Source organism: Micromonospora sp. MP36 (genome assembly GCF_008119785.1).
Classification (GTDB): Bacteria; Actinomycetota; Actinomycetes; order Mycobacteriales; family Micromonosporaceae; genus Micromonospora.
On sequence record NZ_VSFA01000028.1, the window covers coordinates 23,037 to 42,279 of the forward strand.

Consider the following 19,243-nt stretch of genomic DNA (forward strand, 5'->3'; position numbering starts at 1 on the left):
GCCGTGGAACTCGCCTGGTACGCCCTGCTCGGCCTCTTCTTCGCCACCTACCTCGTCCTCGGCGGCTACGACTACGGCGTCGGCCTGCTGCTCGCCCGGGGTGCCACCCCCGAGGCCCGGCGGGCCGCGCTCAACGCCGTCGGGCCGTTCTTCCTCGGCAACGAGGTGTGGCTGGTCGCCGCCGTCGGCATCCTGTTCGGCGCCTTCCCCACCCTGGAGGGCGAACTGCTCTCCGGCCTCTACCCGGCCGTGCTCGGCGCGCTCGCCGGGGTGGTGCTGGTGACCGCCGGGGTGCAACTGCGCAGCCGGCCGCGCGCCGGGTCGGCCCGGGCCGGCTGGGACCGGGTGATCGTGTCCGGCAGCGTGCTCGCCGCCCTGGGCTGGGGCGCCGTGCTCGGCGGGCTGCTGCAGGGCGTACCGCCGACGGCGGACGGGCACGTCGCCGGCGCAGGCCACCTCTTCACCCCGTTCGTGGCCGCCGTCGCGCTGGCGACGCTGGCGCTCATCGCCGTGCAGGGTGCGACGTTCCTCACCCTCCGGCTGCCCGCCACCCACGCCCCGGCGGTCGCCCGGCTGGCCCGGGGGCTGGTGCCGGCGGCGCTCATCGCGCTCGCCGCGGCCACCGTGCTCGGCCTGCTCTCCGACCGGGTACGCGCCGCCGTGGCGCGCCCGACGGTCGCCGTACTGCTGCTGTCGGCCCTGGTCGCGGCGCTGCTGGTGGCCCGCGCGGCGCTCGGCCGGGGCCGAGCCGGGGTGGCCTTCGCGGCGACCAGCGCGGCGCTGGCGCTGCCGGTGGCGCTGATCGGAGCCGCCCTCTGGCCCCGGATCCTGGTCTCCACGGTCGACCCGGCCGCCTCGCTGACCGTCGCGGACGCCGCGGCCAGCGGTCCGACCCTGTCCCTGCTGGGCTGGCTCGCGCTGCCGCTGCTGCCGGCCCTACTAGGCTTTCAGGCGATGTGCTGGTGGGTGTTCCGGGGACGGACCGACGGCAGGGCACCGGTGTACTGGTGAATCGCCGCCCGTTCGACCCGCAGCTGCTGCGCCGGGTCCCCGCGGCCCGGCGCGACCTCGCCGTGCTCGCGGTGCTGGGCGGGCTGACCGCGCTGCTGGTGGTCGCGCAGGCCACCGCGCTGGCCACGCTGCTGGCGACGGCGATCGACGGGCGACTGCACCAAGCGGCGCTGGCCGGCTTCGGTGCCGCGGTCGCCGCCCGCGCGCTGGTGAGCTGGGCGCAGGGCACGGTGGCCGCCCGGGTGGCGGCGACCGTGAAGGCCGCCCTCCGCGCCGACCTGCTCCGCGCGGTCGGACGGCACGGCCCCACCTGGGTCGCCGGGCAGCGGGCCGGGCAGCTCGCCACCCTCGCCGGGCGTGGCCTGGACGCGCTCGACCCCTACTTCACCGGTTACCTGCCGCAGCTCGTGCTGAGCGTGACCGTGCCGCTGGCCGTGCTGGGCCGGATCGTCCTCGCCGACTGGAGCTCGGCGCTGATCATCGCGCTGACCATCCCGCTCATCCCGGTCTTCGGCGCGCTGCTCGGCTGGCAGGCGCAGGCCGCCACCGAACGGCAGTGGCGACGGCTGTCACTGCTCGGCGGGCACTTCCTGGACATGGTGGCCGGGCTGCCCACGCTGCGCGCGTTCGGCCGGGCCCGGGCCCAGGTCGACGTGGTCCGCCGGATGGCCGACGGGCACCGGCAGGCCACCATGAAGACGCTGCGCATCGCGTTCCTCTCCGCGCTGGTCCTCGAACTCGTCGCCACCCTGTCGGTGGCGCTGGTCGCGGTGCCGGTGGGCATCCGGCTGCTCGGCGGCGGGATCACCCTCTCCACCGCGCTGCTGGTGCTGCTGCTCACCCCCGAGGCGTACCTGCCGCTGCGGGCCGCGGGCAGCCGGTTCCACGCCAGCATGGAGGGGCTGACCGCGCTGGACGAGGCGCTCACCCTCTCCGCCCCGCCGGCCGCCGCCGCGCCCGCCCGCGAGCCGGTGCCGCCGCCCGGCGGCGACGGCGAGATCCGCTTCGAGGGCGTCACCGTCGCGTACGAGCGGACCACCGCGCTGCGCGACGTCACGCTGACCATCCGGCCCGGCGAGCGGGTCGCGATCATCGGGCCCAGCGGGGCCGGCAAGACCACCCTGCTCGGCCTGCTCCTCGGCTTCGTCACCCCGACCGCCGGCCGGGTCACCGTGGCCGGGGTGGACCTGGCCGACGTCGACCTCGACGCCTGGCGGCGCCAGGTCGCCTGGGTGCCGCAGCGGGCCCACCTGTTCGCCGGGTCGCTGGCCGACAACATCCGCCTCGGCGCCCCGAACGCCGCCGACGCCGCCCTGGCCGGGGCGGTCACCGACGCGGCGCTGGACGAGGTGGTCGCCGGGCTGCCCGAGGGCCTGGCCACCCCGCTCGGGGAACGCGGCCACGGCCTGTCCAGCGGGCAGCGGCAGCGGGTGGCGCTGGCCCGGGCGTTCCTGCGGGACGCCCCGCTGGTGCTCCTCGACGAGCCGACCGCCCGGCTGGACACGGCCAGCGAGGCGGTGGTGCTGGCCGCCACCCGGCGGCTGGTCGCCGGGCGTACCGCGCTGCTGGTGGCGCACCGGCCCGCGCTGCTGACCGACGCCGACCGCATCCTGCGCGTCGAGGACGGCCGGGTCACCGAGCTGAGCCGGGTGCCGGCCGGGAAGGTGACCTGATGAGCGGCCCCGACCAGCCCGGCGCCGGGCCCGGACCCGGGCGGCCGGACGACCCGGCTCCCCGGCGGCCCGAGCCACACGACGGCATGGTGGCGGGCAGCCCCGAGCAGCCGGGGGTCGTCTCCGGCGGCGACGTGGTGCCCGGGCGGCCCGACCAGCCGGTGCGGGCCGTGCCGGGCGGCGTCTCGCGGGACGGCGTGACCCCGGCCGCACGCGACGTCGGCGCGCCGATCGCCGCCGAGGCGAGCGCGCCAGAGCTGTTGCCGGACGGACCCGCCCCGACGGCCGCCGGCACGCCGGCCGCGGCAAGCAGGGGCGGGGCGCGCGCCGAGTGGACCGTGCTGCGGCTGGCCCGGCCGTACCTGGGCCGGCTGGTCGGCGCCGGGCTGCTCGCCGCGGCCACCGAGTTCGCCGGGCTGGCCCTGATGGCCACCGCCACCTGGCTGCTGATGAGCGCCGCCGGCCGGCCGCCGCTGGACCGGTTGACCGTGGCCATCGTCGCGGTCCGCGCCCTCGCCGTCGGCCGGGGCGTGTTCCGCTACACCGAACGGCTCGCCGGGCACGACGCGGTGCTCCGCATGATCACCGACGTCCGGGCCCGGGTGTTCGCCACCCTCGCCGCCCGCCGCGACGCCGCCGCGCAGCGGACCGGGGACGCGTTGAGCCGGCTCGTCTCCGACGTGGAGGCGGTGCAGGACCTGCTGCTGCGGGTGCTCGTACCGGGATCCGCCGCCGCGCTGGTGAGCCTGCTCGCAGTCGGCAGCGCCGCGCTGATCTCGCTCCCGGCGGCCGGCGTGCTCGCCCTCGGGCTGCTGGTCGCCGGGGTGGCGCTGCCCGCGCTGGCCACCACGCTGACCCGCCGGGCCGCCGAGGAGGTGGCCCCGCTACGCGGGGCGCTCGCCGCGGACGCCGTCGACCTGACCCACGGGGCTGCCGACCTGGCCGCGTTCGGCGCGACCGACCGGGCGCTGGCCGCCGCCGAGGGCCGGGCCCGACGCCTCGCCCGGCTGGAGCGCCGGCTGGCCGCGACCGGCTTCGCGGTCGACGCGACCGGGGTCCTGGTCAGTGGGCTCACCGCCGCCGCGGTGGTCGTCGTGGCGTTGCGCGCCGGCGTCGGCGGGGTGCTGGTCGGGGTCCTCGCCGTCGGCACCCTCGCCGCGGTCGAGATCGCCCTCGCCCTGGTCGGCGCCGCCCGGCAGTGGACCCAGCTCCGCACCGGCCTGGCCCGGGTGGCCGCCCTGCTCACCGCCCCCGCAGCGGCCCGCGCCGCCGGTCCGGCGACCGTCATCGGCGACCGGCACGACGTCCGGTTCGCCGGGGTGACCGTGCGGTACCGCGAGGGGGCGGCGCCCGCGCTGGACGGGGTTGAGCTGGACCTGCCGGCCGGCCGCCGGGTGGCCGTGGTCGGGCCGAGCGGCGCCGGCAAGAGCACCCTGGCGGCCGTGCTCACCGGCGCGGTACGCCCCGCCGCCGGCCGGGTCAGCCTGGACGGGGCGGAGGTGTCCGCGTACCCGGCCGAGGAGTTGCCCCGGGCGATCGGCGGCCTGCTCGCCGAGGCGTACGTCTTCCACGCCTCGGTCCGGGAGAACCTGCTGCTGGGCCGGCCGCGGGCGAGCGAGGAGGAACTGGCCGCCGCCACCCGGGCGGCCGGCCTGCTGGACTGGGTACGCGACCAGCCCGACGGCTGGGACACCGTGGTCGGCGAGCAGGGCGGACAGCTCTCCGGCGGCCAGCGGCAGCGGCTGGCGCTGGCCCGGGCCCTGCTGGCCGCCCCGGCGGTGCTGGTGCTGGACGAGCCGACCGAGGGTCTCGACCCGGCCGCCGCAGACGCCGTGCTGGCCTCGGCCCTGGCCGCCACGCCGGCCCACCACTCGGTGCTGCTGATCAGCCACCGGCTCAGCGGCCTCGCCGAGCTGGACGAGATCGTGGTGCTCGACGCCGGCCGGGTGGTGCAGCGCGGCCGGCACGACGAACTGGTGGCGCAGCCGGGCTGGTACCGCGACCAGTGGCTGCGCCAGGAGGCGGCGGAGCGGGGCTACCTGGCGCTGGCACCCTGACCGTCCCCTCCGGGAAAACCCCGGACGCGGACCGGGCCGCAGGGTGGCAGGGTGGGACCCATGCGGGGGTACGCGGACGGGCTCGTGGAGGAGCGGCTGCGTGAGCTGGCCGGCCAGTTGCACGGGCCGGCCAGCCTCAAGGCCGACCTGCTGACCGAGGCGCGGCACGCATTGCTGGACGCCGTCGAGGCGTACCAGGAGGACGGTCTGCCCCCGGCGGAGGCCGGGCGGCGGGCGGTGGCCGAGTTCGGCAGCTCCGCCCAGCTCGTGCCCGGCTACCAGGCCGAGCTGGCGGCCGGGGCGCTGCGCCGGCTGGCGCTGCGGGCACTGGCGGTGGCGGTGCTGCTGATGGCCGGGGGCGACCTGACCTGGCGGGGGGCGAGTTGGAGCGACGGACCCCGGCCGCCGGCGGGCTATCTGCTGCTGTCCGCCGCGCTCAACGGGATCTGGGCGCTGATCGCCGGCCTGGCGCTGGCCGGCCTGCTGCTCGGGGTCCTCGCCGCCCGGTACGGGTCGGCCCGCCTCCCCCGGCTGGCGCGGGCGGTGGGCTTCGGGCTGACCGGCGGGCTGGCGCTCGGCGCGGTCGCCGGCAGCGCGGTGTTCGGCTGGTCGGTCGGCCTCTGGGACGCGGCCCTCACCTGGCCGCCGATGATCATCGGCGCGGTGCTGGTGAGCGTCGGCTGGTTCGCGCTGGCCCGGGCGGCGCGCTGCTGGCTGCTGACCACCCGCTGAGGCCGAGCCGGCAGCTCGTCCGGCGGGGCGGTCAGGCCGGGGCGCCCGGCGGCTCGGCCGGGCCGAGGAACCGACCGACCGTGGCGCTGAACTCGCGCCAGCCGGCCCGTTCGCCGGCAAGCGCCCGGCCGCCGGCCTCGGTGAGCTGGTAGGTGCGCCGCTCCCGCCCGTTGACGGTGCTCCACGAGCTGGCCACGTAGCCGGCCCGCTCCAGGCGGCGCAGGGCCGGGTAGATGGTGCCGGTGGGCAGGTCCAGGGTGCCGCCGCTGCGGGCCCGGAGCGCCTCGATGATCGCGTAGCCGTGCAGGGCGCCCTGCTCCAGCACCGCCAGCAGCAGCGCGTCCAGGTGTCCGTGCAGCGCCTGGGCCTTCATGTGTAGCAAGACTACTTGTCCGCCGGTCGAGATGCCACCGGGGTGCGGCTCCCGGTCGCGCCGGGTCGCCCACTAGGGTATGTGCGCAGAGTCACTCGGCGGCCGGAGGCGTCGCCGGGTGGGCAACCCGACAGCACACGGAGGTCAGCGTGGCCCGCCAGTCGCCCCACCGGCCCGACGCCGACGAGCCCGAGCTCGACGACACCACCCCGTCGGCCGCCGAAGACGAGGTCGAGGTCGACCGTCCGGCGGCGGACCGCGCGCTCTGGGACGAGCTGCGGATCGACCCGGTGGAGATCGCCCTGCCCGCCGGCACCGGCTTCACCCTGCGGGCGTACCGACCGGCGCGGGAGCTGACCCCGACCGACGTCGCCGAGCGCGACCAGGACGATCCGTTCCTGGCCCGGCGCCAGGTCGTCGAGACCGAGGACGACGAGGAGGTGGTGATCCTCGACGAGGAGTTCGCCGCCCTCGCCGCCGAGGAGGACGAGGACGAGAAGCGCGCCAAGGGTCGCCGGCGCGGCACGGACGAGGACGCCGAGGCCGCCGAGGAGGACGAGGGCGCCGACGACGAGGACGCCGACGACGAGGACGAGGCGGACGAGGACACCGGCGACGAGGAGGTGCCCATCTTCCTCAGCCACCGCGGCAAGCTGCTGCTGTTCAAGTCCCCGGAGTCGCTGGTCAGTTTCATCCGTTCCGGTGCGCCCAACGACCTGTCTCAACTGGACAGCTGGGATGAACTGTCCGAACGGCTGGAACCGGCCGACATCGCCCCGCTGGACGAGGACACCTACGAGCTCGACCTCGTGGTGGAGAACCTCCGCGGCGGCCACGACGCATGGGATCCCACGCTCCTGATCGAGGCCGGCGAGATCGCCCGTGACCTGGCGTACGCGCTGCGGCTACCCGCCGTGCTGGACATGCTCTCCGCAGGCTCGAGTCTGGACGACTTGGACGAGGCGCTGCGGTCGAGCGTCAACGGTGGAATCGGTGGTTTCCTGGGTCGGCGCCGGCTGAAGAAAATCGGGGCACAAACCGCAAGTTTGGGTTGGCGCACCATTGTCGGCAAGATCTCTGCCGTTGTGGACTGGCGCGACTGACCCGGACCGGGGAGCATCAGTCTCTGGCAGAGCAAGACCTGTGTCCCGGGAGGAGGACGACGCCGTGGCGCTCGTGCGCGTGTACTGCGGTCTGGCCTCGGCGGATCCGGCCGACCGGCCGGCTTCGGCCGGATCGACGCTGACGTCCGCTGTGGTCGACGACGCAGGCCGTCTGCTGCATGTCTGCGAGATCGGCGACGACCCCGCTGGCTACGCCCAGCTGGTCGCGCTGCTCGTGGAGCGGTCGGGCGGGCCGAGCGGTGCGGCCATCGCCGCCGACAGTGACGATCACACGGTCACCTCGCTGCTCAGCGCGGCCGGTCGACCGCTGGCGATCGCCGACGACGACTCGGTCGACGACTTCGCCGAGCGCTTCGCCGACGACGACTCGCTGGACGAGATGCAGTCGCCCCCGGCCGAGCGCCGGGCGGTCGGACTGGCCCGGGCGCTGCAGGCCGGCGCCCTCTCCGCGGTCACCCTGCCGGCCCCCCGCGATCTCGCAGGCTACAAGCAGGTCCTCGCCGCGCACGCCGCGCTGGCCAGCGGGCGGCACTCCGCCGCCGTGGCGCTGCGCGAGGTGCTCCGTGAGCTCTACCCGGCCGCCCTCCGCGCCTACCCGGACCCGGCCGAGCCGGTGTCCCTGGCCGTGCTCGACGCCCTGCCGGAGCCCGGCATGCTGAGCGGCACGGTGGCCCGGGGCCGCGAGGTGGGGGTCGCCGCGGACGCGGTCGCCGCGCACCTTGCCAACGAGGGCGTCGCGGACGCCGACACCATCAACGACGCGGTCACCGCGCTGCGGGTCGCCATCGCCGAGACGCCCCGCCGGGCCGCCGTCAACCGAGCGCTCACCGCCGCCGTCGCGGAGACGGTCCGGCAGGCGGTCTCCGCCGTCCGGGCGTGCGACGCCGGCTGCGCGGCCCTGGTCGGCGCGCTCAGCGCCCGGGTCACCACGCCCGCCCCGGCACCGGGCCGCCGGGCCACCCGACGCGGCGAGCCGGTCGACGAACGACCCGCCCTCGGCAGCACCGGCCTGCGGCCGGTCCGACCCGCCGAGCCCGAGCCGGTGGGCCGGCGTGGCCGCCCCGAGCCGGTCTCCGGCCCGGCCGCGCCTGCGACGCCCCGGCCGCTCGGCCCGCCGCCGGTCGCCCCGGCACCGGTCGCGCCGCCGCCCGTCGCCCCCGCCCCGGTCACCCCGGCCGCCGCCGCCAGCGGGCGGCCGACGTCCGCGCCACCGTCGCACACCGAGCCGGCCGGGGCGCCGCTGCCGCAACGGGCGGACGCCCCGACCAACCGGCCGATCTCCGCACCGCCCCCGCCGCCGCCCGGGATCACCCCGATCCCCCCGGCCCAGCGGGGCAAGGTGCCGCCGGCCGAGGCCGGCGAGCCGTTCCGCCCGACGCTGACCACGGCGGCGATCAACAGCGCCCGGGCCGAGCGGCAGCGGACCGTCATCCCACCCCGGCCGAAGACCAACCAGGAGCCGCCGACCGGGGGGTTCAGCGCCACCGACCTGAGCGTCCCGGTGCCGACCCCGCGCCCGAACCAGGAGTCCGCTCCCCCGGGCTCGCGGGCCAACTGGCCCCTGGTCAACCCGGGCGAAGACCAGGACGACCGCGCCGCGGAGGCGCCGGCCGGCTACCCGTACGGCCGGGGCGTGGACGCGCCGAGCGATCCGGGCACCAGCCGGGTCACCCCGCCCTGGCTCGCCGACGATCTGCCGCAGGAGCCGCCGATGCTCCGCCTGGTGGAGCCGCCGCCGCTGGCCGACCGGGCGCTGCGGGACGAGTTGGACGCGCCGACCGACCCGGGCCTGGAGGCCCCCTCGCTGCGGCTCGTCGACCGGCCGGAGTCCGCCCGGCCGGGCCGCCCAGCGCCCCGCGCCGACCTGCCCACCCCGCCGGAGCAGCGCCCCGCACCGAAGGAGCACCGGCCCCCGCCGGTGTCCGACGAGGGCGACGGCGACCTGCTGATCTTCGCCCAGGCGAAGTCCGCCTGGTTCGTCGGGCACGGCGACGAGGCCGACCTGGACTGGTCGAGCACCGCGGACACCGGCTGGCAGGCCGCCCAGCAGGCGGCCCGCCCGTCGGTGGGCACGGAGACCAAGGCCGGCCTGCCGAAGCGGGTCCCGCAGGCCAACCTGGTGCCCGGTTCGCCGCTGCGCGACGAGCGCCCACTGCGGATCGTCCGGAACGCGGCCAGCCTCGCCGAGAACACCACGGGCTACTTCCGGGGTTGGCGGCGCGGTCAGGAGATCGGCGGCTTCGCCGTCGGTGGCCGCCCCGGCCGGGAGGCGGCTGGCGGCTGGGACTTCAGCCGTGACACCGGCGACCGCGACGACGAGCGGGAGTACGAGTACCGGTCCGCCGGTTACCGGTCCTGACCGACGCCGCATCCATTTGCGTGCACCGCGGGTTCAGGGGCTTCGGCCCGTACGCCTCGGACTCGGTCCAGCCCCTCCCCACGGCGGCCCGGACGGCGACCAGCACCTACCGTGTGCGGGCGTGCAGGCAGATGCAGGTGACCGAGGGCATCGCCGGGGCGTACGCCTTCGCGTCCCCCGTGGCACGGCGGCAGGGAACCGACTCCCTGGGCGTCCACACCCGGACCCAGGGCAGCTGGACCCGGTACTCCTGACGTCGGGATGAGGCCGGCAGCGCCCGACCGCCGATGCTGGACAGTACGAAGCGCCCGGTGACCAGTCACCGGGCGCTTCGGTACAGCGGTCAGGCGGGGGCGGTCGCCCGGGAACGCCGCATGGTCAGCACGTACTCGACCAGCGAGATCAGCACATGCTTGGTCGACTCCCGGTTGCGGGCGTCGCAGGCCACCACCGGCACGTCGCGGGAGATCGCCAGCGCGTCCCGGACGTCCTGCGGGTCGTGGTACTGCATGCCGTCGAAGCAGTTGATGGCGACCAGGTACGGCAGCCGCCGGTGCTCAAAGAAGTCGATCGCGGCGAAGCAGTCGGCCAGCCGGCGGGTGTCGACCAGGACCACGGCACCGATGGCGCCCCGGACCAGCTCGTCCCACATGAACCAGAACCGCGTCTGACCCGGCGTACCGAACAGGTACAGGATCAGGTCGCGATCGATCGAGATACGACCGAAGTCCATTGCCACCGTGGTCGTCGTCTTGCCCGGCACTTGCCGGGTGTCGTCGACGCCTACGCCGGCGGAGGTCATGATCGCCTCGGTGGTCAGCGGCGTGATCTCCGAGACCGAACCGACCAGCGTCGTCTTGCCGACGCCGAACCCACCGGCAATAACGATCTTCGCCGACGTCACGCGCCCGCTCGGGGCCGGCGGCCGGTGCGACATGTCAGAGCCTGCGAAGTCCACTCAGCACCCTCTCCAGCAGTTCAGTGCCCACCGCGTCGTCCGAGTCGTCCAGGATGGTCGGCTCATGGACCGCGACCAGGCCGTCCGTCGCCATGTCGGCGATGAGCACCCGGGCCACGCCGAGCGGAAGCTGCATCCGCGCCGCGATCTCGGCGAGCGACTGCACGCGTCCGTCACACAGCGCGGCGATGTACTGGTGCTCACGACCCTGGCCGCCATTGCCACTGGCAACGGCCCGGCCGCGCACCGTCGTCTCGACGAGCGCCTCCAGGGCGATCTCGAGCCGGGGACGGGTACGACCACGGGTCACGGCGTATGGACGGACCAACGCGCCGGTCGGCTCGTCACGATCGACCATGTCGCCGCTCACCTCCTTCGTACCCGGCACCGGCTCGCCCCGGTGGAACCCGTCGTTGTCGTAGTTGTTGCCGCTCCTGACCCACCGGTCAGCGCGTCGATCAGCCCATCATCCCTACAGCCGTACGCGGCTGCGGGGTCAGGGCGTCACCTACCCGGTCGACGAGCAGGGCCATCTCGTAGCCGACCTGGCCCACATCACAGCTGCGCGCGGCGAGCACCGCGAACGACGAACCATCCGAGATGGACATCAGGAACAGGAAGCCGTTGTCCATCTCGACGACTGTCTGCAGCACCGCCCCGCCCTCGAAGCAGCGCGCCGCGCCCTGGGTCAGGCTGACCAGGCCGGACGCGATCGCCGCGAGCTGGTCGGCGCGGTCCCGCGGAAGGTCACGGGACGCAGCGAGGAGCAGGCCGTCGGCGGAGACCGCGACCGCGTGCGCCACGCCGGGCACCCGGTCGGCGAAGTTGGCGAGCAGCCATCCGAGATCCTGCGTACTAGTCATCCTTGTTGCTCCTTCTGCCCGCTCCCGGCCACTGGGCCAGAGCCAGACTGCGAGGACTGCTGACCGCCCGGAGTGGCCTCCGAGCCGGCCGAGTTGCTGTCGGTCGGGTGGTTACGCCCCCGCTGCACGCCCCGATGGTAGGCCGAGAGCAGACCCCGTACGCCTTCCGGCGTCCGGCGCTGCACCGACGCGCTTGGCTTCTCGATGCCGCCCGGGACGAGCTGCGCCATCGGCACCCGCTTGGGCAGGCCCTTCTGCGTGGTCTCGGCGACCGGGACCTCGGTGGCCGCCGAGGCGGCCCGCCAGCCGTCGTCGGCCGCGGTCTGCCAGCCGCCGGTCTGCTGGGACGCTCGCCGGTTCGGCAGCGCCTCGGCGTAACCGGGACGGAGGCCTCCGTTCGCCGCTCCGTTGTCGTGCGGTGTTCCGCCAGCCATCGGGGTTGGTGCCATCGGCGTGTTACCTGTCGTCCCTGGGGTGGTCTGCTGGACGGCCTGCCCGGCGGTGTCGACCTTCGCGAACTGCTGGGTGGCCGCGCCGTTCGCCCCCGCGGCAGGCGCTGCGGCGGTCTCCTCCGGCCCCGGCTTGCGGGTACGGAACCAGGCCGACTCCAGCTCCCGGAAGATCGGCAGTTCCATCGTCTCGTCCGCGTACCGCTGGCGGTTGGCCGCCGGCTGCGGTGTGGTCGGCCGCGGCGCGGGCGCCGGCGCGGGCTGGCTGAACGGCGGCGGCGCCTCCGACCGGGTGACCCGGGGCAGCTCGGTGGTCATGTCCAGGCCGGCGGCCAGGCGCTCCGGCACCGGCGGGGCGGCGGCCGGGTCCGGCGCGGGAACCGGCGGCCAGGCCGGCGGGGCGCCGACGCTGGGCGCGGGGGTCGGCGGGGCCGGACGCGGCGGCAGCTGGCCGGCCGGCGGCACGGAGACCGGCTGGCCCGGGGCGGGCGAGGCCGACACCGGCTGCGCCGAGACCGGCGCGGCCGACACGGGGTGGCCCGAGACCGGCGAGGCCGACACGGGTACGCCGGAGACCGGCGGGAACGGCGGCGCGGAGACCGGCGGGAACGGCGGGCCGGAGACCGGCGGCGGGTTGTACGGCCGCACCTCCGGGCTGCTCGGCAGCTGCCGCGGGATGGGCGGCTGCTGGCCGGTGCTGGCCGGGTCGCCCTCGGCTGGGCTGCGCCGCTGCGGCAGCGGGTCGGTCGGCCGGCCGTTCGACGTCCGCGGGGTGAAGCCGTCACCGCCCGCGAGCCCGCTGGCCCCGGTCAGGTCGGACCAGGCCGGCATCGAGCGCATGCCACCCGGGGTGGCCGGGGTGCCGGCGCCGTTGCGCGGGGCCGGATCGAAGGCCCGGCCGCCGAGCGTCACCTGGTTGCCGGAGGCGCCGGGGCGCGGGGCCGGCGGGGTCTGCGGGCCGTTGTTGAGCGCGGCCACGGCGCCGAACGCGGCGGCCAGGCCGCCGCCCTGCGGGCCGGCCGTGGCGGCCGGCAGGGCGGGCGCCGGCTGACCCCGGCCGGAGAGGGCGCGCGGCACCAGGACCGAGGTGGGCAGCGTGACGTCGGCGACCGTGCCCCGGTCGCCGCCGGGCCGCAGCTCGACCTTGACGCCGTGCCGGGCGGCGAGCCGCGCGACCACGACCAGACCCATCATCCGGGAGACCGCCACGTCCACCTGCGGCGGAGTGGCGAGCCGCTCGTTCAGCTCGTGCAACTGATCGGCGCTGATGCCGATGCCCCGGTCCTCGACGTAGAGCGAGGCGCGGTCGCCGACGCGGCGGGCCTCCACCATGACGTGGGAGTCCGGCGGGGAGAAAGCGGTGGCGTTGTCGAAGAGCTCGGCGACCAGGTGCACCAGGTCGTTGACCGCGTGCGCGGCGACCTCGATGTCCCGGTCGATCACGCCGAACTCGATCCGGGTGTAGTGCTCGACCTCGGACTGGGCGGCGCGCAGCACGTCGATGAGGGCGGCCGGCTCCCGCTGCACGCGGGTGGAGTCTGCACCAGCGAGGACCAGCAGGTTCTCGTCGTTGCGCCGCATCCGGGTGGCGAGGTGGTCGAGCTGGAACAGCTCGGCCAGCCGGTCCGGGTCCTCCTCGCCGCGCTCCAGCCGGTCGAGGTGGCCGATCAGCCGGTCGACCAGGATCTGCGACCGGCGGGCCAGGTTGACGAACATCGTCGCGACGGACGCCCGGAGGGCGGCCTGCTCGGCGGCGGTGCGGACGGCCTCCAGGTGGACCGCGTTGAACGCCTCGGTCACCTGGCCGAACTCGTCCTTGCTGCGGACCGGCAGCGGCTCGGCGATCTGGTTGGCCAGTTGCACCGGGGAGAGCTGCCCGGTGACCTGCGGGTCCCGCAGCCGGGCCACCGCCTGCGGCAGGCCGTACTGGGCCACCGAGAGGGCGCCCTGCCGCAGGTCGCGCAGCGAGCGGGCCATCGAGCGGGCGACCAGGTACGCGAAGATGATGGCCAGCAGCAGCATGCTGAACAGCAGGCCGGTCTCCAGGAACACCTGGGTCTGGGTGGCGGAGCGGAGGCTCTCGGCCTGCCCGACCACGTTGCCGTCGAGCCGCTTCTCCACCGTACGGAGCTGCTTCGCGGTGGCGACCATGGCCGCGTCCCACTGGTCCGTCTTGAATGGCGCGTCCGCCATGCTGTCGGTGGTGTTGGCGCGGACCCAGTTGGTGTATTTGTCCGCCTCGCGCCGGTCCGGTCCGGAGACGGCCTGGTCGTAGAACTCCGAGTCGGCCTCGTTGGCGACCGCCTTGAAGTTCTCGTACGCCTGGGCGTCACCGGTCTCGCTGGCGATGAACTGCTCGCGCAGCGGCGGAGGGTAGCCCCGCTTCAGCGCCTGGTGGACGACCACGCGGCGCTGAGCCAGGAACTCCTTCTGCCGGGCGATCGCCGCGGCGGCGCGCATCCGGTCGCTCAGGTCGTTGTCGCCGGCGAGCGGGGTGGCCGAGTCCCGGATCGCGAGCAGGTTGCTGATCAGCTCGCCGTACGTCTTCTCCGCGTCGCTGATGGTCAGCTTGCCGTTGAGGACCTGGCTCCGGGTGCCCGGCAGGTCGGTGAGGCTCTGGTCGATCTGGTCGAGCAGGCCCTCGAAGTTTCTCGGCAGGTCGCTGATCCCGTTCCGCTCCTGCAGGTAGGGCGTCCTCGCCTGGTCGACCCGCTGGTTGGCCCGGTTGTAGGCCTCCTGGTACTGGGCGTTGCTCTGCGTCTGCTCAGCCTTGGTCTGGCCCTTGGCACCCAGCCACAGAATGGCGTTGACCCGCTCGTCCTGCAGGGTGTCGACCAGATCACCCGAGCGCCCGATCAGATTGGCCAGGTCGCCCGCCCGGTTGGCATTGTTGAGCGTCTGCACGTGGTCGACCAGACCGCTGGTGCCGACCACGACCGTGGCGATGGTCGGCACGATCATGATCAGACCGAGCTTGGACCAGATCGGCATGTCGCGGAGCCGGCTGGCCGGCCGGCGCAGCCGTGACAGGAAGGAGCCCGTCGTTGGCCGTTTGCTCACGTCACCGCCCTCGCATTACCGCGTCCGGACGTCGCCCGTGGGCAACGCCGAGCGACCGACCCGGCGGGTCGGACCCCCGAGATTCCATCACGCCGCCCGGCAAACGGAAAGCCCAGGTTGTCCGTCGCCGCTGGTGTGATGAGATGTTGATGCAATTTGGCAGCAATCTGTCTGGCCGGAGTCACTCAAGGTAATGGAACACCCTCACCGCGTTGTCCTGCTCGCTGGACCCTCCGGCTCCGGAAAGTCGTACATTGCCCAACGGACCGGACTTCCTGTGCTCTGTTTGGACGACTTCTACAAGGACGGCGATGACCCTACGTTGCCGCGCCGGAGCGGACAGGTGGACTGGGAGTCACCCCTGTCCTGGGACGCGGACACGGCGGTGGAAACAATTGCCCGACTGGCCCGGGACGGCAAGGCCGAAGTGCCGGTTTATGCGATCGGCGCGGACCGCAAGGTGGCCACCCGGCCATTCGATCTCGCCGGAGCGCCACTTTTCGTGGCCGAAGGGATCTTCGCCGCCGAGATCGTCGCCGAGTGCCGGCGACGGGGCCTGCTCGCCGGGGCGTACGCGCTGCGCCGGCCGCGGGGGGCGACCTTCGTCCGCCGGCTCACCCGCGACCTCGCCGAGCAGCGCAAGGCACCCCGGGTGCTGATCCAGCGCGGGGTGGCACTGCTGCGCGCGGAGCCGGCGGTGCTGCGCCGGCAGACCGGCCTGGGCGCCGAGGCGGCCCGGGCCCGCCAGGTGCTGCGCCGGGTGGCCGCGCTGCTCGCCGGCCACCCGCACCAGCACCCCTGATCAGCCGATCAGCTTGGCGTACGCCGGCTTGATCACCTCGTCGATGATCGTCAGCCGCTCGTCGAACGGGATGAACGCGCTCTTCATCGCGTTGATGGTGAACCACTGGAGTTCCTTCCAGCCGTAGCCGAAGGCCTCCACCAGCAGCGCCATCTCCCGGGACATCGAGGTACCGCTCATCAGCCGGTTGTCGGTGTTGACGGTCACCCGGAAGCGCAGGTCGCGCAGCAGCCCGATCGGATGCTCGGCGATCGACGGCGCCGCCCCGGTCTGCACGTTCGACGACGGGCAGAGCTCCAGCGGGATCCGCTTGTCCCGGACGTATGCGGCCAGCCGGCCCAGCACCGGCGGCGAGCCGGGGGTGATGTCGTCGACGATCCGGACGCCGTGCCCGAGCCGGTCGGCGCCGCACCACTGGATCGCCTGCCAGATCGACGGCAGCCCGAACGCCTCCCCGGCGTGGATGGTGAAGTGGAAGTTCTCCCGCTGGAGGTATTCGAAGGCGTCCAGGTGCCGGGTGGGCGGGAAGCCCGCCTCCGCGCCGGCGATGTCGAAGCCGACCACCCCGGCGTCCCGGTGCCGGACCGCCAGCTCGGCGATCTCCTGCGAGCGGGCGGCGTGCCGCATCGCGGTCAGCAGCGTGCCGATCCGGATCGGGTGGCCCGCCTCGGCGGCCTGCGCGCTCCCCTCGACGAAGCCGGCCACCACGGCCTCGACCACCTCGTCCAGGGTCAGGTTCCGCTCCAGGTGCTGCTCGGGGGCGAACCGGACCTCCGCGTAGACCACCCCGTCGGCGGCCAGGTCCAGCGCGCACTCGCGGGCCACCCGGCGCAGCGCGGGCGCGGTCTGCATGACCGCCACGGTGTGCGCGAAGGTCTCCAGGTAGCGCTCCAGCGAACCCGAGTTGGCCGCCTCGACGAACCACCGGCCCAGCGCCTCCGGGTCGGTGGTGGGCAGCTCGTGGCCGACCTCGGCGGCCAGCTCGACGATTGTCGCGGGCCGCAGACCGCCGTCCAGGTGATCGTGCAGCAGCGCCTTCGGGACCTTGACGATGTCCTCGTACCGGATTGCGACCATGCACAGACCCTAGTCACCGGCCGCTCGACCTCGGCGCGGGACCGGGCCGGCTCAGGGCCGCCAGCCGTACACCCGCTCGACGGCGAGGCGGAGCACCAGGCGGCCGTCCGCGACCATCGCGGCCCGGTAGTCCGCCCAGTCCGGGTGCTCGCCCCGGATCCGCCGGTAGACCTCCACCAGCTCGTCGACGGTGGCGTCCTCGGTCGCCGCGGCCGGCGGGGTGAGGGTCACCGTCCCTTCGGCCACCGCGTACGCCCCGCCGTCGGCGGTGGTGACGTGGAAGCTGGCCCGGGGGTCGCGCCGCAGGTTGCGCACCTTCGCCCGGTCAGCAGTGGTGGAGCAGCGGATCAGCCCCGGCTCGGCCAGGTAGTCGAGGTTCGACAGTTGGGGGCGGCCGTCCCGGCGCAGCGTCACCAGCACCCCGCGCCCCCGTTCCCCGAACAGCTCCCACAGCTTGGTTGACATGTCACCGACCGTAGGGTGGCTTTGATGACGTGTCAACCACTCGGCTAGGCTCGCCGCATGGACGAACCACGCTGGCTGGACGAGCGGGAGGACCGGGCCTGGCGCGGCTACCGCCGGATGCGCCGGCTGCTCGACCTGACGCTCGCCCGCGAGCTGATGCAGGACGCGGGCCTCTCCGAGCCGGACTACGACGTCCTCTCCGACCTCTCCGAGGCGCCCGAGCAGCGGCTACGGCTCAGCGAACTGGCCGACCGGATGCTCTGGTCCCGCAGCCGGCTCTCCCACCACCTGTCCCGCATGCAGCAGCGCGGCCTGGTCCGCCGCGAGGAGTGCCCCTCGGACGGGCGCGGCTCCGTGGTCGTGCTGACCCCGGCCGGCCGGGCCGCCATCGAGGCCGCCGCGCCGGGCCACGTCGCCGCCGTCCGCCGGCACCTGATCGACCTGCTCACCCCGGAGGAGATCGCCGCCCTGGGCGCGCTGACCCAGCGGGTGGTCGACCGCCTCGCCGGGCGTCCGGCCGCCCCGGCGGCCTGACATGGACCCCCGCGTCCTCGACCGGCTGCGCTGCCCGGTCTGCGCCGAGCCGCTCACCGAGACCACCGCCGGCACCACCCGGGCGCTGCGCTGCCCGCGCCGGCACAGCTTCGACTTCGCCCGCCAGGGATACGTGAACCTGCTCGCCGGCCGCACTCCGCACGCCGGGGACAGCGCCGAGATGGTCGCCGCCCGGGCCGACTTCCTCGCCGCCGGCCACTACGACACCGTCGCCACCGCGCTCGCCGCCACGGCCGCCGACGTGGTCGACCGGGTACGCAGCACCACGCCCCCCGCCCGCCGGGCAGCCACAGACGCGACGCAGGGTGACCCCGGCGCGTCGTACCCCCTGGTGGTGGACGCCGGCGCGGGGACCGGCTGGTACCTCGCCGCGGTGCTGGCGGCGCTGCCCGACGCCGTCGGCCTGGCCCTGGACGTCGCCAAGCCGGCGCTGCGCCGGGCCGCCCGCGCCCACCCGCGCGCCGCGGCGGCACTCGCCGACACCTGGCAGCGGCTCCCGCTGGCCGACGCCTCGGCCGCCGTGCTGCTCAACGTCTTCGCGCCGCGCAACGGCCCGGAGTTCCACCGGGTGCTCGACCCGGCGGGTGCCCTGCTGGTGGTCACCCCCGCCGACGACCACCTGGCCGAACTGGTGGCCGCGCTGGACCTGCTCCGGGTCGACCCGGCCAAGGCGGACCGGGTGGCGGGCAGCCTCGGCGGCCACTTCACCGAGGAGTCGGCGAGCGTGCACCGGGCCCGGCTCACGCTCACTCGGACCGAGGTGGCCACCCTGGTCGGGATGGGCCCCAGCGCCTGGCACACCGACCCGGCCCGGCTCGCCGAGCGGATCGCCGCGCTGCCCGAGCCGGCGCCGGTGACCCTCGCGGTCCGGCTCGGCGTGCACCGGCCGCACTCCTAGGTGGAGAGATCGACCTCTTCCCAGCCCGGCGGCTCGTCGTGGTACGGCCCGCGCAGCACCACCGCCCACTCCAGCGCCCACCGGCGCTGCCCGATGGCGTGTGAGTCGACCAGCCCGGGCAGCGCCCGCCCGGACTGCTCCGTCTCCAGGTACGCCCAGTCCAGGCAGTAGTGCAGGTCGAGCAGGGCGGCGGCGTCGGCCGGGTGTTGCGGGGCGGCCAGGATCCGGGCCCGCCACTGCGGGAAGGTCTCCCCCGCGACGAGGTTGGGCATCCGCTCGACCAGCCGCTCGTCCACCGGCACCGTCGGGTCCAGTTCCTTGGCCAACCCGAGCACCCAGGCCAGCGAGAAGAGCGCGTCGTGGTGCAGCACGAACGACCGGTGGTCGCCCTTGCCGCCCATCACGAACTGCCACTCGGGCGGGGTCACCACGTCGACCAGGTGCGAGTCCAGCAGCCAGCTCGCCGCGGCCTGCGCGGGCATCCCGAAGCACCGGGCCAGGATCACGTGCAGCACCGCGATCCGGGCCTCGATCTCCGCAGTCGTCCGCAGCTCGATCTCGTCGCCCGGTTCCCACACCAACGGGAACTGCGGCGGCGGCAGCGGCAGGCCCAGCCGGGACAGCTCGTCGAGGCTCGCCTCACGGACGGCCCGCGGGTCGGGGGCGGGTACGCGCACGGCTCAGGTCCCTGTCTGCTCGCATCGGCTCATCGCCGGTCGGTCCCCCCTGGCCAGGGAGGATAGCGGCTCGGCGAGGTCAGCACCATGGCCGGAGCCGGCCCGGACGA

The 19,243-nt window shown here is 75.2% G+C and carries 17 protein-coding genes; 9 read left to right on the plus strand and 8 right to left on the minus strand.

Annotated features, from left to right (window positions below; genetic code table 11):
- The first annotated feature begins 3 nt into the window (after nt 1-3).
- The 4 genes from FXF52_RS19720 to FXF52_RS19735 are packed head-to-tail and all read left to right on the plus strand — an operon-like array spanning nt 4 to nt 5,473.
- Nucleotides 4-1,011: a cytochrome d ubiquinol oxidase subunit II gene (locus tag FXF52_RS19720; RefSeq protein WP_148798671.1), complete on the plus strand. Its 1,008-nt coding sequence runs from the start codon at nt 4-6 to the stop codon at nt 1,009-1,011.
- Nucleotides 1,008-2,684 carry a thiol reductant ABC exporter subunit CydD gene (gene cydD / locus FXF52_RS19725; RefSeq protein ID WP_148798673.1) on the plus strand — a complete coding sequence of 559 codons (1,677 nt, stop codon included), beginning with the start codon at nt 1,008-1,010 and terminating at the stop codon, nt 2,682-2,684. Before FXF52_RS19720 ends, cydD begins: the two co-directional genes overlap by 4 nt.
- Nucleotides 2,684-4,741 carry a thiol reductant ABC exporter subunit CydC gene (gene cydC, locus FXF52_RS19730; protein WP_255472131.1) on the plus strand — a complete coding sequence of 686 codons (2,058 nt, stop codon included), beginning with the start codon at nt 2,684-2,686 and terminating at the stop codon, nt 4,739-4,741. The genes cydD and cydC overlap by 1 nt, the downstream gene beginning before the upstream one ends.
- 60 nt (nt 4,742-4,801) lie before the next feature.
- Entirely contained in the window at nt 4,802-5,473 is a 672-nt protein-coding gene (locus FXF52_RS19735) for a permease prefix domain 1-containing protein (protein WP_148798675.1), read from the plus strand.
- A 31-nt stretch (nt 5,474-5,504) separates the two neighbouring features.
- Here FXF52_RS19735 and FXF52_RS19740 read toward each other — a convergent pair whose 3' ends face one another.
- Nucleotides 5,505-5,846, minus strand: coding sequence for a PadR family transcriptional regulator (locus tag FXF52_RS19740; RefSeq protein WP_148798677.1), 342 nt, complete (start codon nt 5,844-5,846; stop codon nt 5,505-5,507).
- Nucleotides 5,847-5,995: 149 nt separating this feature from the next.
- Between FXF52_RS19740 and FXF52_RS19745 the strand changes: the two genes are divergently transcribed.
- Nucleotides 5,996-6,949 carry a DNA primase gene (locus FXF52_RS19745; protein ID WP_148798680.1) on the plus strand — a complete coding sequence of 318 codons (954 nt, stop codon included), beginning with the start codon at nt 5,996-5,998 and terminating at the stop codon, nt 6,947-6,949.
- A gap of 40 nt (nt 6,950-6,989) precedes the next feature.
- Nucleotides 6,990-9,329: a transposase gene (locus tag FXF52_RS19750; protein WP_148798682.1), complete on the plus strand. Its 2,340-nt coding sequence runs from the start codon at nt 6,990-6,992 to the stop codon at nt 9,327-9,329.
- A gap of 343 nt (nt 9,330-9,672) precedes the next feature.
- Here the strand turns inward: FXF52_RS19750 and FXF52_RS19755 are convergent, their stop codons facing one another.
- From FXF52_RS19755 to FXF52_RS19770, 4 genes are all read right to left on the minus strand, one after another.
- A complete protein-coding gene (locus tag FXF52_RS19755) occupies nt 9,673-10,266 on the minus strand; it encodes an ATP/GTP-binding protein (protein ID WP_148798684.1) in 594 nt (197 codons plus the stop codon).
- Between the two features lies 1 nt (nt 10,267).
- Entirely contained in the window at nt 10,268-10,645 is a 378-nt protein-coding gene (locus tag FXF52_RS19760) for a DUF742 domain-containing protein (RefSeq protein WP_089010347.1), read from the minus strand.
- Nucleotides 10,646-10,745: 100 nt separating this feature from the next.
- Nucleotides 10,746-11,150, minus strand: coding sequence for a roadblock/LC7 domain-containing protein (locus FXF52_RS19765; RefSeq protein ID WP_148798686.1), 405 nt, complete (start codon nt 11,148-11,150; stop codon nt 10,746-10,748).
- The gene (locus FXF52_RS19770) at nt 11,147-14,659 is read right to left on the minus strand and encodes a sensor histidine kinase (protein ID WP_148798688.1); all 3,513 of its coding nucleotides are present in this window, start codon (nt 14,657-14,659) and stop codon (nt 11,147-11,149) included. The genes FXF52_RS19765 and FXF52_RS19770 overlap by 4 nt, the downstream gene beginning before the upstream one ends.
- A 343-nt stretch (nt 14,660-15,002) precedes the next feature.
- Here FXF52_RS19770 and FXF52_RS19775 point away from each other — a divergent pair, with 343 nt between their 5' ends.
- Complete coding sequence (locus FXF52_RS19775; RefSeq protein ID WP_255472132.1) at nt 15,003-15,461, plus strand: ATP-binding protein; 459 nt, start codon at nt 15,003-15,005, stop codon at nt 15,459-15,461.
- Here FXF52_RS19775 and FXF52_RS19780 read toward each other — a convergent pair whose 3' ends face one another.
- Nucleotides 15,462-16,538 (minus strand): adenosine deaminase, encoded by a 1,077-nt coding sequence (locus tag FXF52_RS19780; RefSeq protein WP_148798692.1) that lies wholly within the window; start codon nt 16,536-16,538, stop codon nt 15,462-15,464.
- A 51-nt stretch (nt 16,539-16,589) separates the two neighbouring features.
- Entirely contained in the window at nt 16,590-17,003 is a 414-nt protein-coding gene (locus tag FXF52_RS19785; RefSeq protein WP_148798694.1) for a PPOX class F420-dependent oxidoreductase, read from the minus strand.
- Between the two features lie 57 nt (nt 17,004-17,060).
- Between FXF52_RS19785 and FXF52_RS19790 the strand changes: the two genes are divergently transcribed.
- Together FXF52_RS19790 and FXF52_RS19795 are read left to right on the plus strand one after the other, a co-directional pair.
- Nucleotides 17,061-17,537, plus strand: a complete 477-nt coding sequence (locus FXF52_RS19790) for a MarR family winged helix-turn-helix transcriptional regulator (protein ID WP_148798696.1) — start codon at nt 17,061-17,063, stop codon at nt 17,535-17,537.
- Between the two features lies 1 nt (nt 17,538).
- Nucleotides 17,539-18,456 (plus strand): putative RNA methyltransferase, encoded by a 918-nt coding sequence (locus tag FXF52_RS19795; protein WP_148798698.1) that lies wholly within the window; start codon nt 17,539-17,541, stop codon nt 18,454-18,456.
- On the opposite strand, the gene FXF52_RS19800 is transcribed toward FXF52_RS19795, so the two are convergent.
- On the minus strand, nt 18,453-19,133 hold the full coding sequence (locus FXF52_RS19800; RefSeq protein ID WP_148798701.1) for a DUF4272 domain-containing protein: 681 nt from the start codon (nt 19,131-19,133) through the stop codon (nt 18,453-18,455). The genes FXF52_RS19795 and FXF52_RS19800 overlap by 4 nt on opposite strands.
- Between the last annotated feature and the right edge of the window lie 110 nt (nt 19,134-19,243).

What these genes read in the sequence shown, in the direction of transcription:
- FXF52_RS19760 (WP_089010347.1), bottom strand. Translation starts at nt 10,645, where the DNA reads ATGGTCGATCGTGACGAGCCGACCGGCGCGTTGGTCCGTCCATACGCC.
- FXF52_RS19740 (WP_148798677.1), bottom strand. Translation starts at nt 5,846, where the DNA reads ATGAAGGCCCAGGCGCTGCACGGACACCTGGACGCGCTGCTGCTGGCG.
- FXF52_RS19785 (WP_148798694.1), bottom strand. Translation starts at nt 17,003, where the DNA reads ATGTCAACCAAGCTGTGGGAGCTGTTCGGGGAACGGGGGCGCGGGGTG.
- FXF52_RS19790 (WP_148798696.1), top strand. Translation starts at nt 17,061, where the DNA reads ATGGACGAACCACGCTGGCTGGACGAGCGGGAGGACCGGGCCTGGCGC.
- FXF52_RS19795 (WP_148798698.1), top strand. Translation starts at nt 17,539, where the DNA reads ATGGACCCCCGCGTCCTCGACCGGCTGCGCTGCCCGGTCTGCGCCGAG.
- cydC (WP_255472131.1), top strand. Translation starts at nt 2,684, where the DNA reads ATGAGCGGCCCCGACCAGCCCGGCGCCGGGCCCGGACCCGGGCGGCCG.
- FXF52_RS19765 (WP_148798686.1), bottom strand. Translation starts at nt 11,150, where the DNA reads ATGACTAGTACGCAGGATCTCGGATGGCTGCTCGCCAACTTCGCCGAC.
- FXF52_RS19780 (WP_148798692.1), bottom strand. Translation starts at nt 16,538, where the DNA reads ATGGTCGCAATCCGGTACGAGGACATCGTCAAGGTCCCGAAGGCGCTG.
- FXF52_RS19735 (WP_148798675.1), top strand. Translation starts at nt 4,802, where the DNA reads ATGCGGGGGTACGCGGACGGGCTCGTGGAGGAGCGGCTGCGTGAGCTG.
- FXF52_RS19755 (WP_148798684.1), bottom strand. Translation starts at nt 10,266, where the DNA reads ATGTCGCACCGGCCGCCGGCCCCGAGCGGGCGCGTGACGTCGGCGAAG.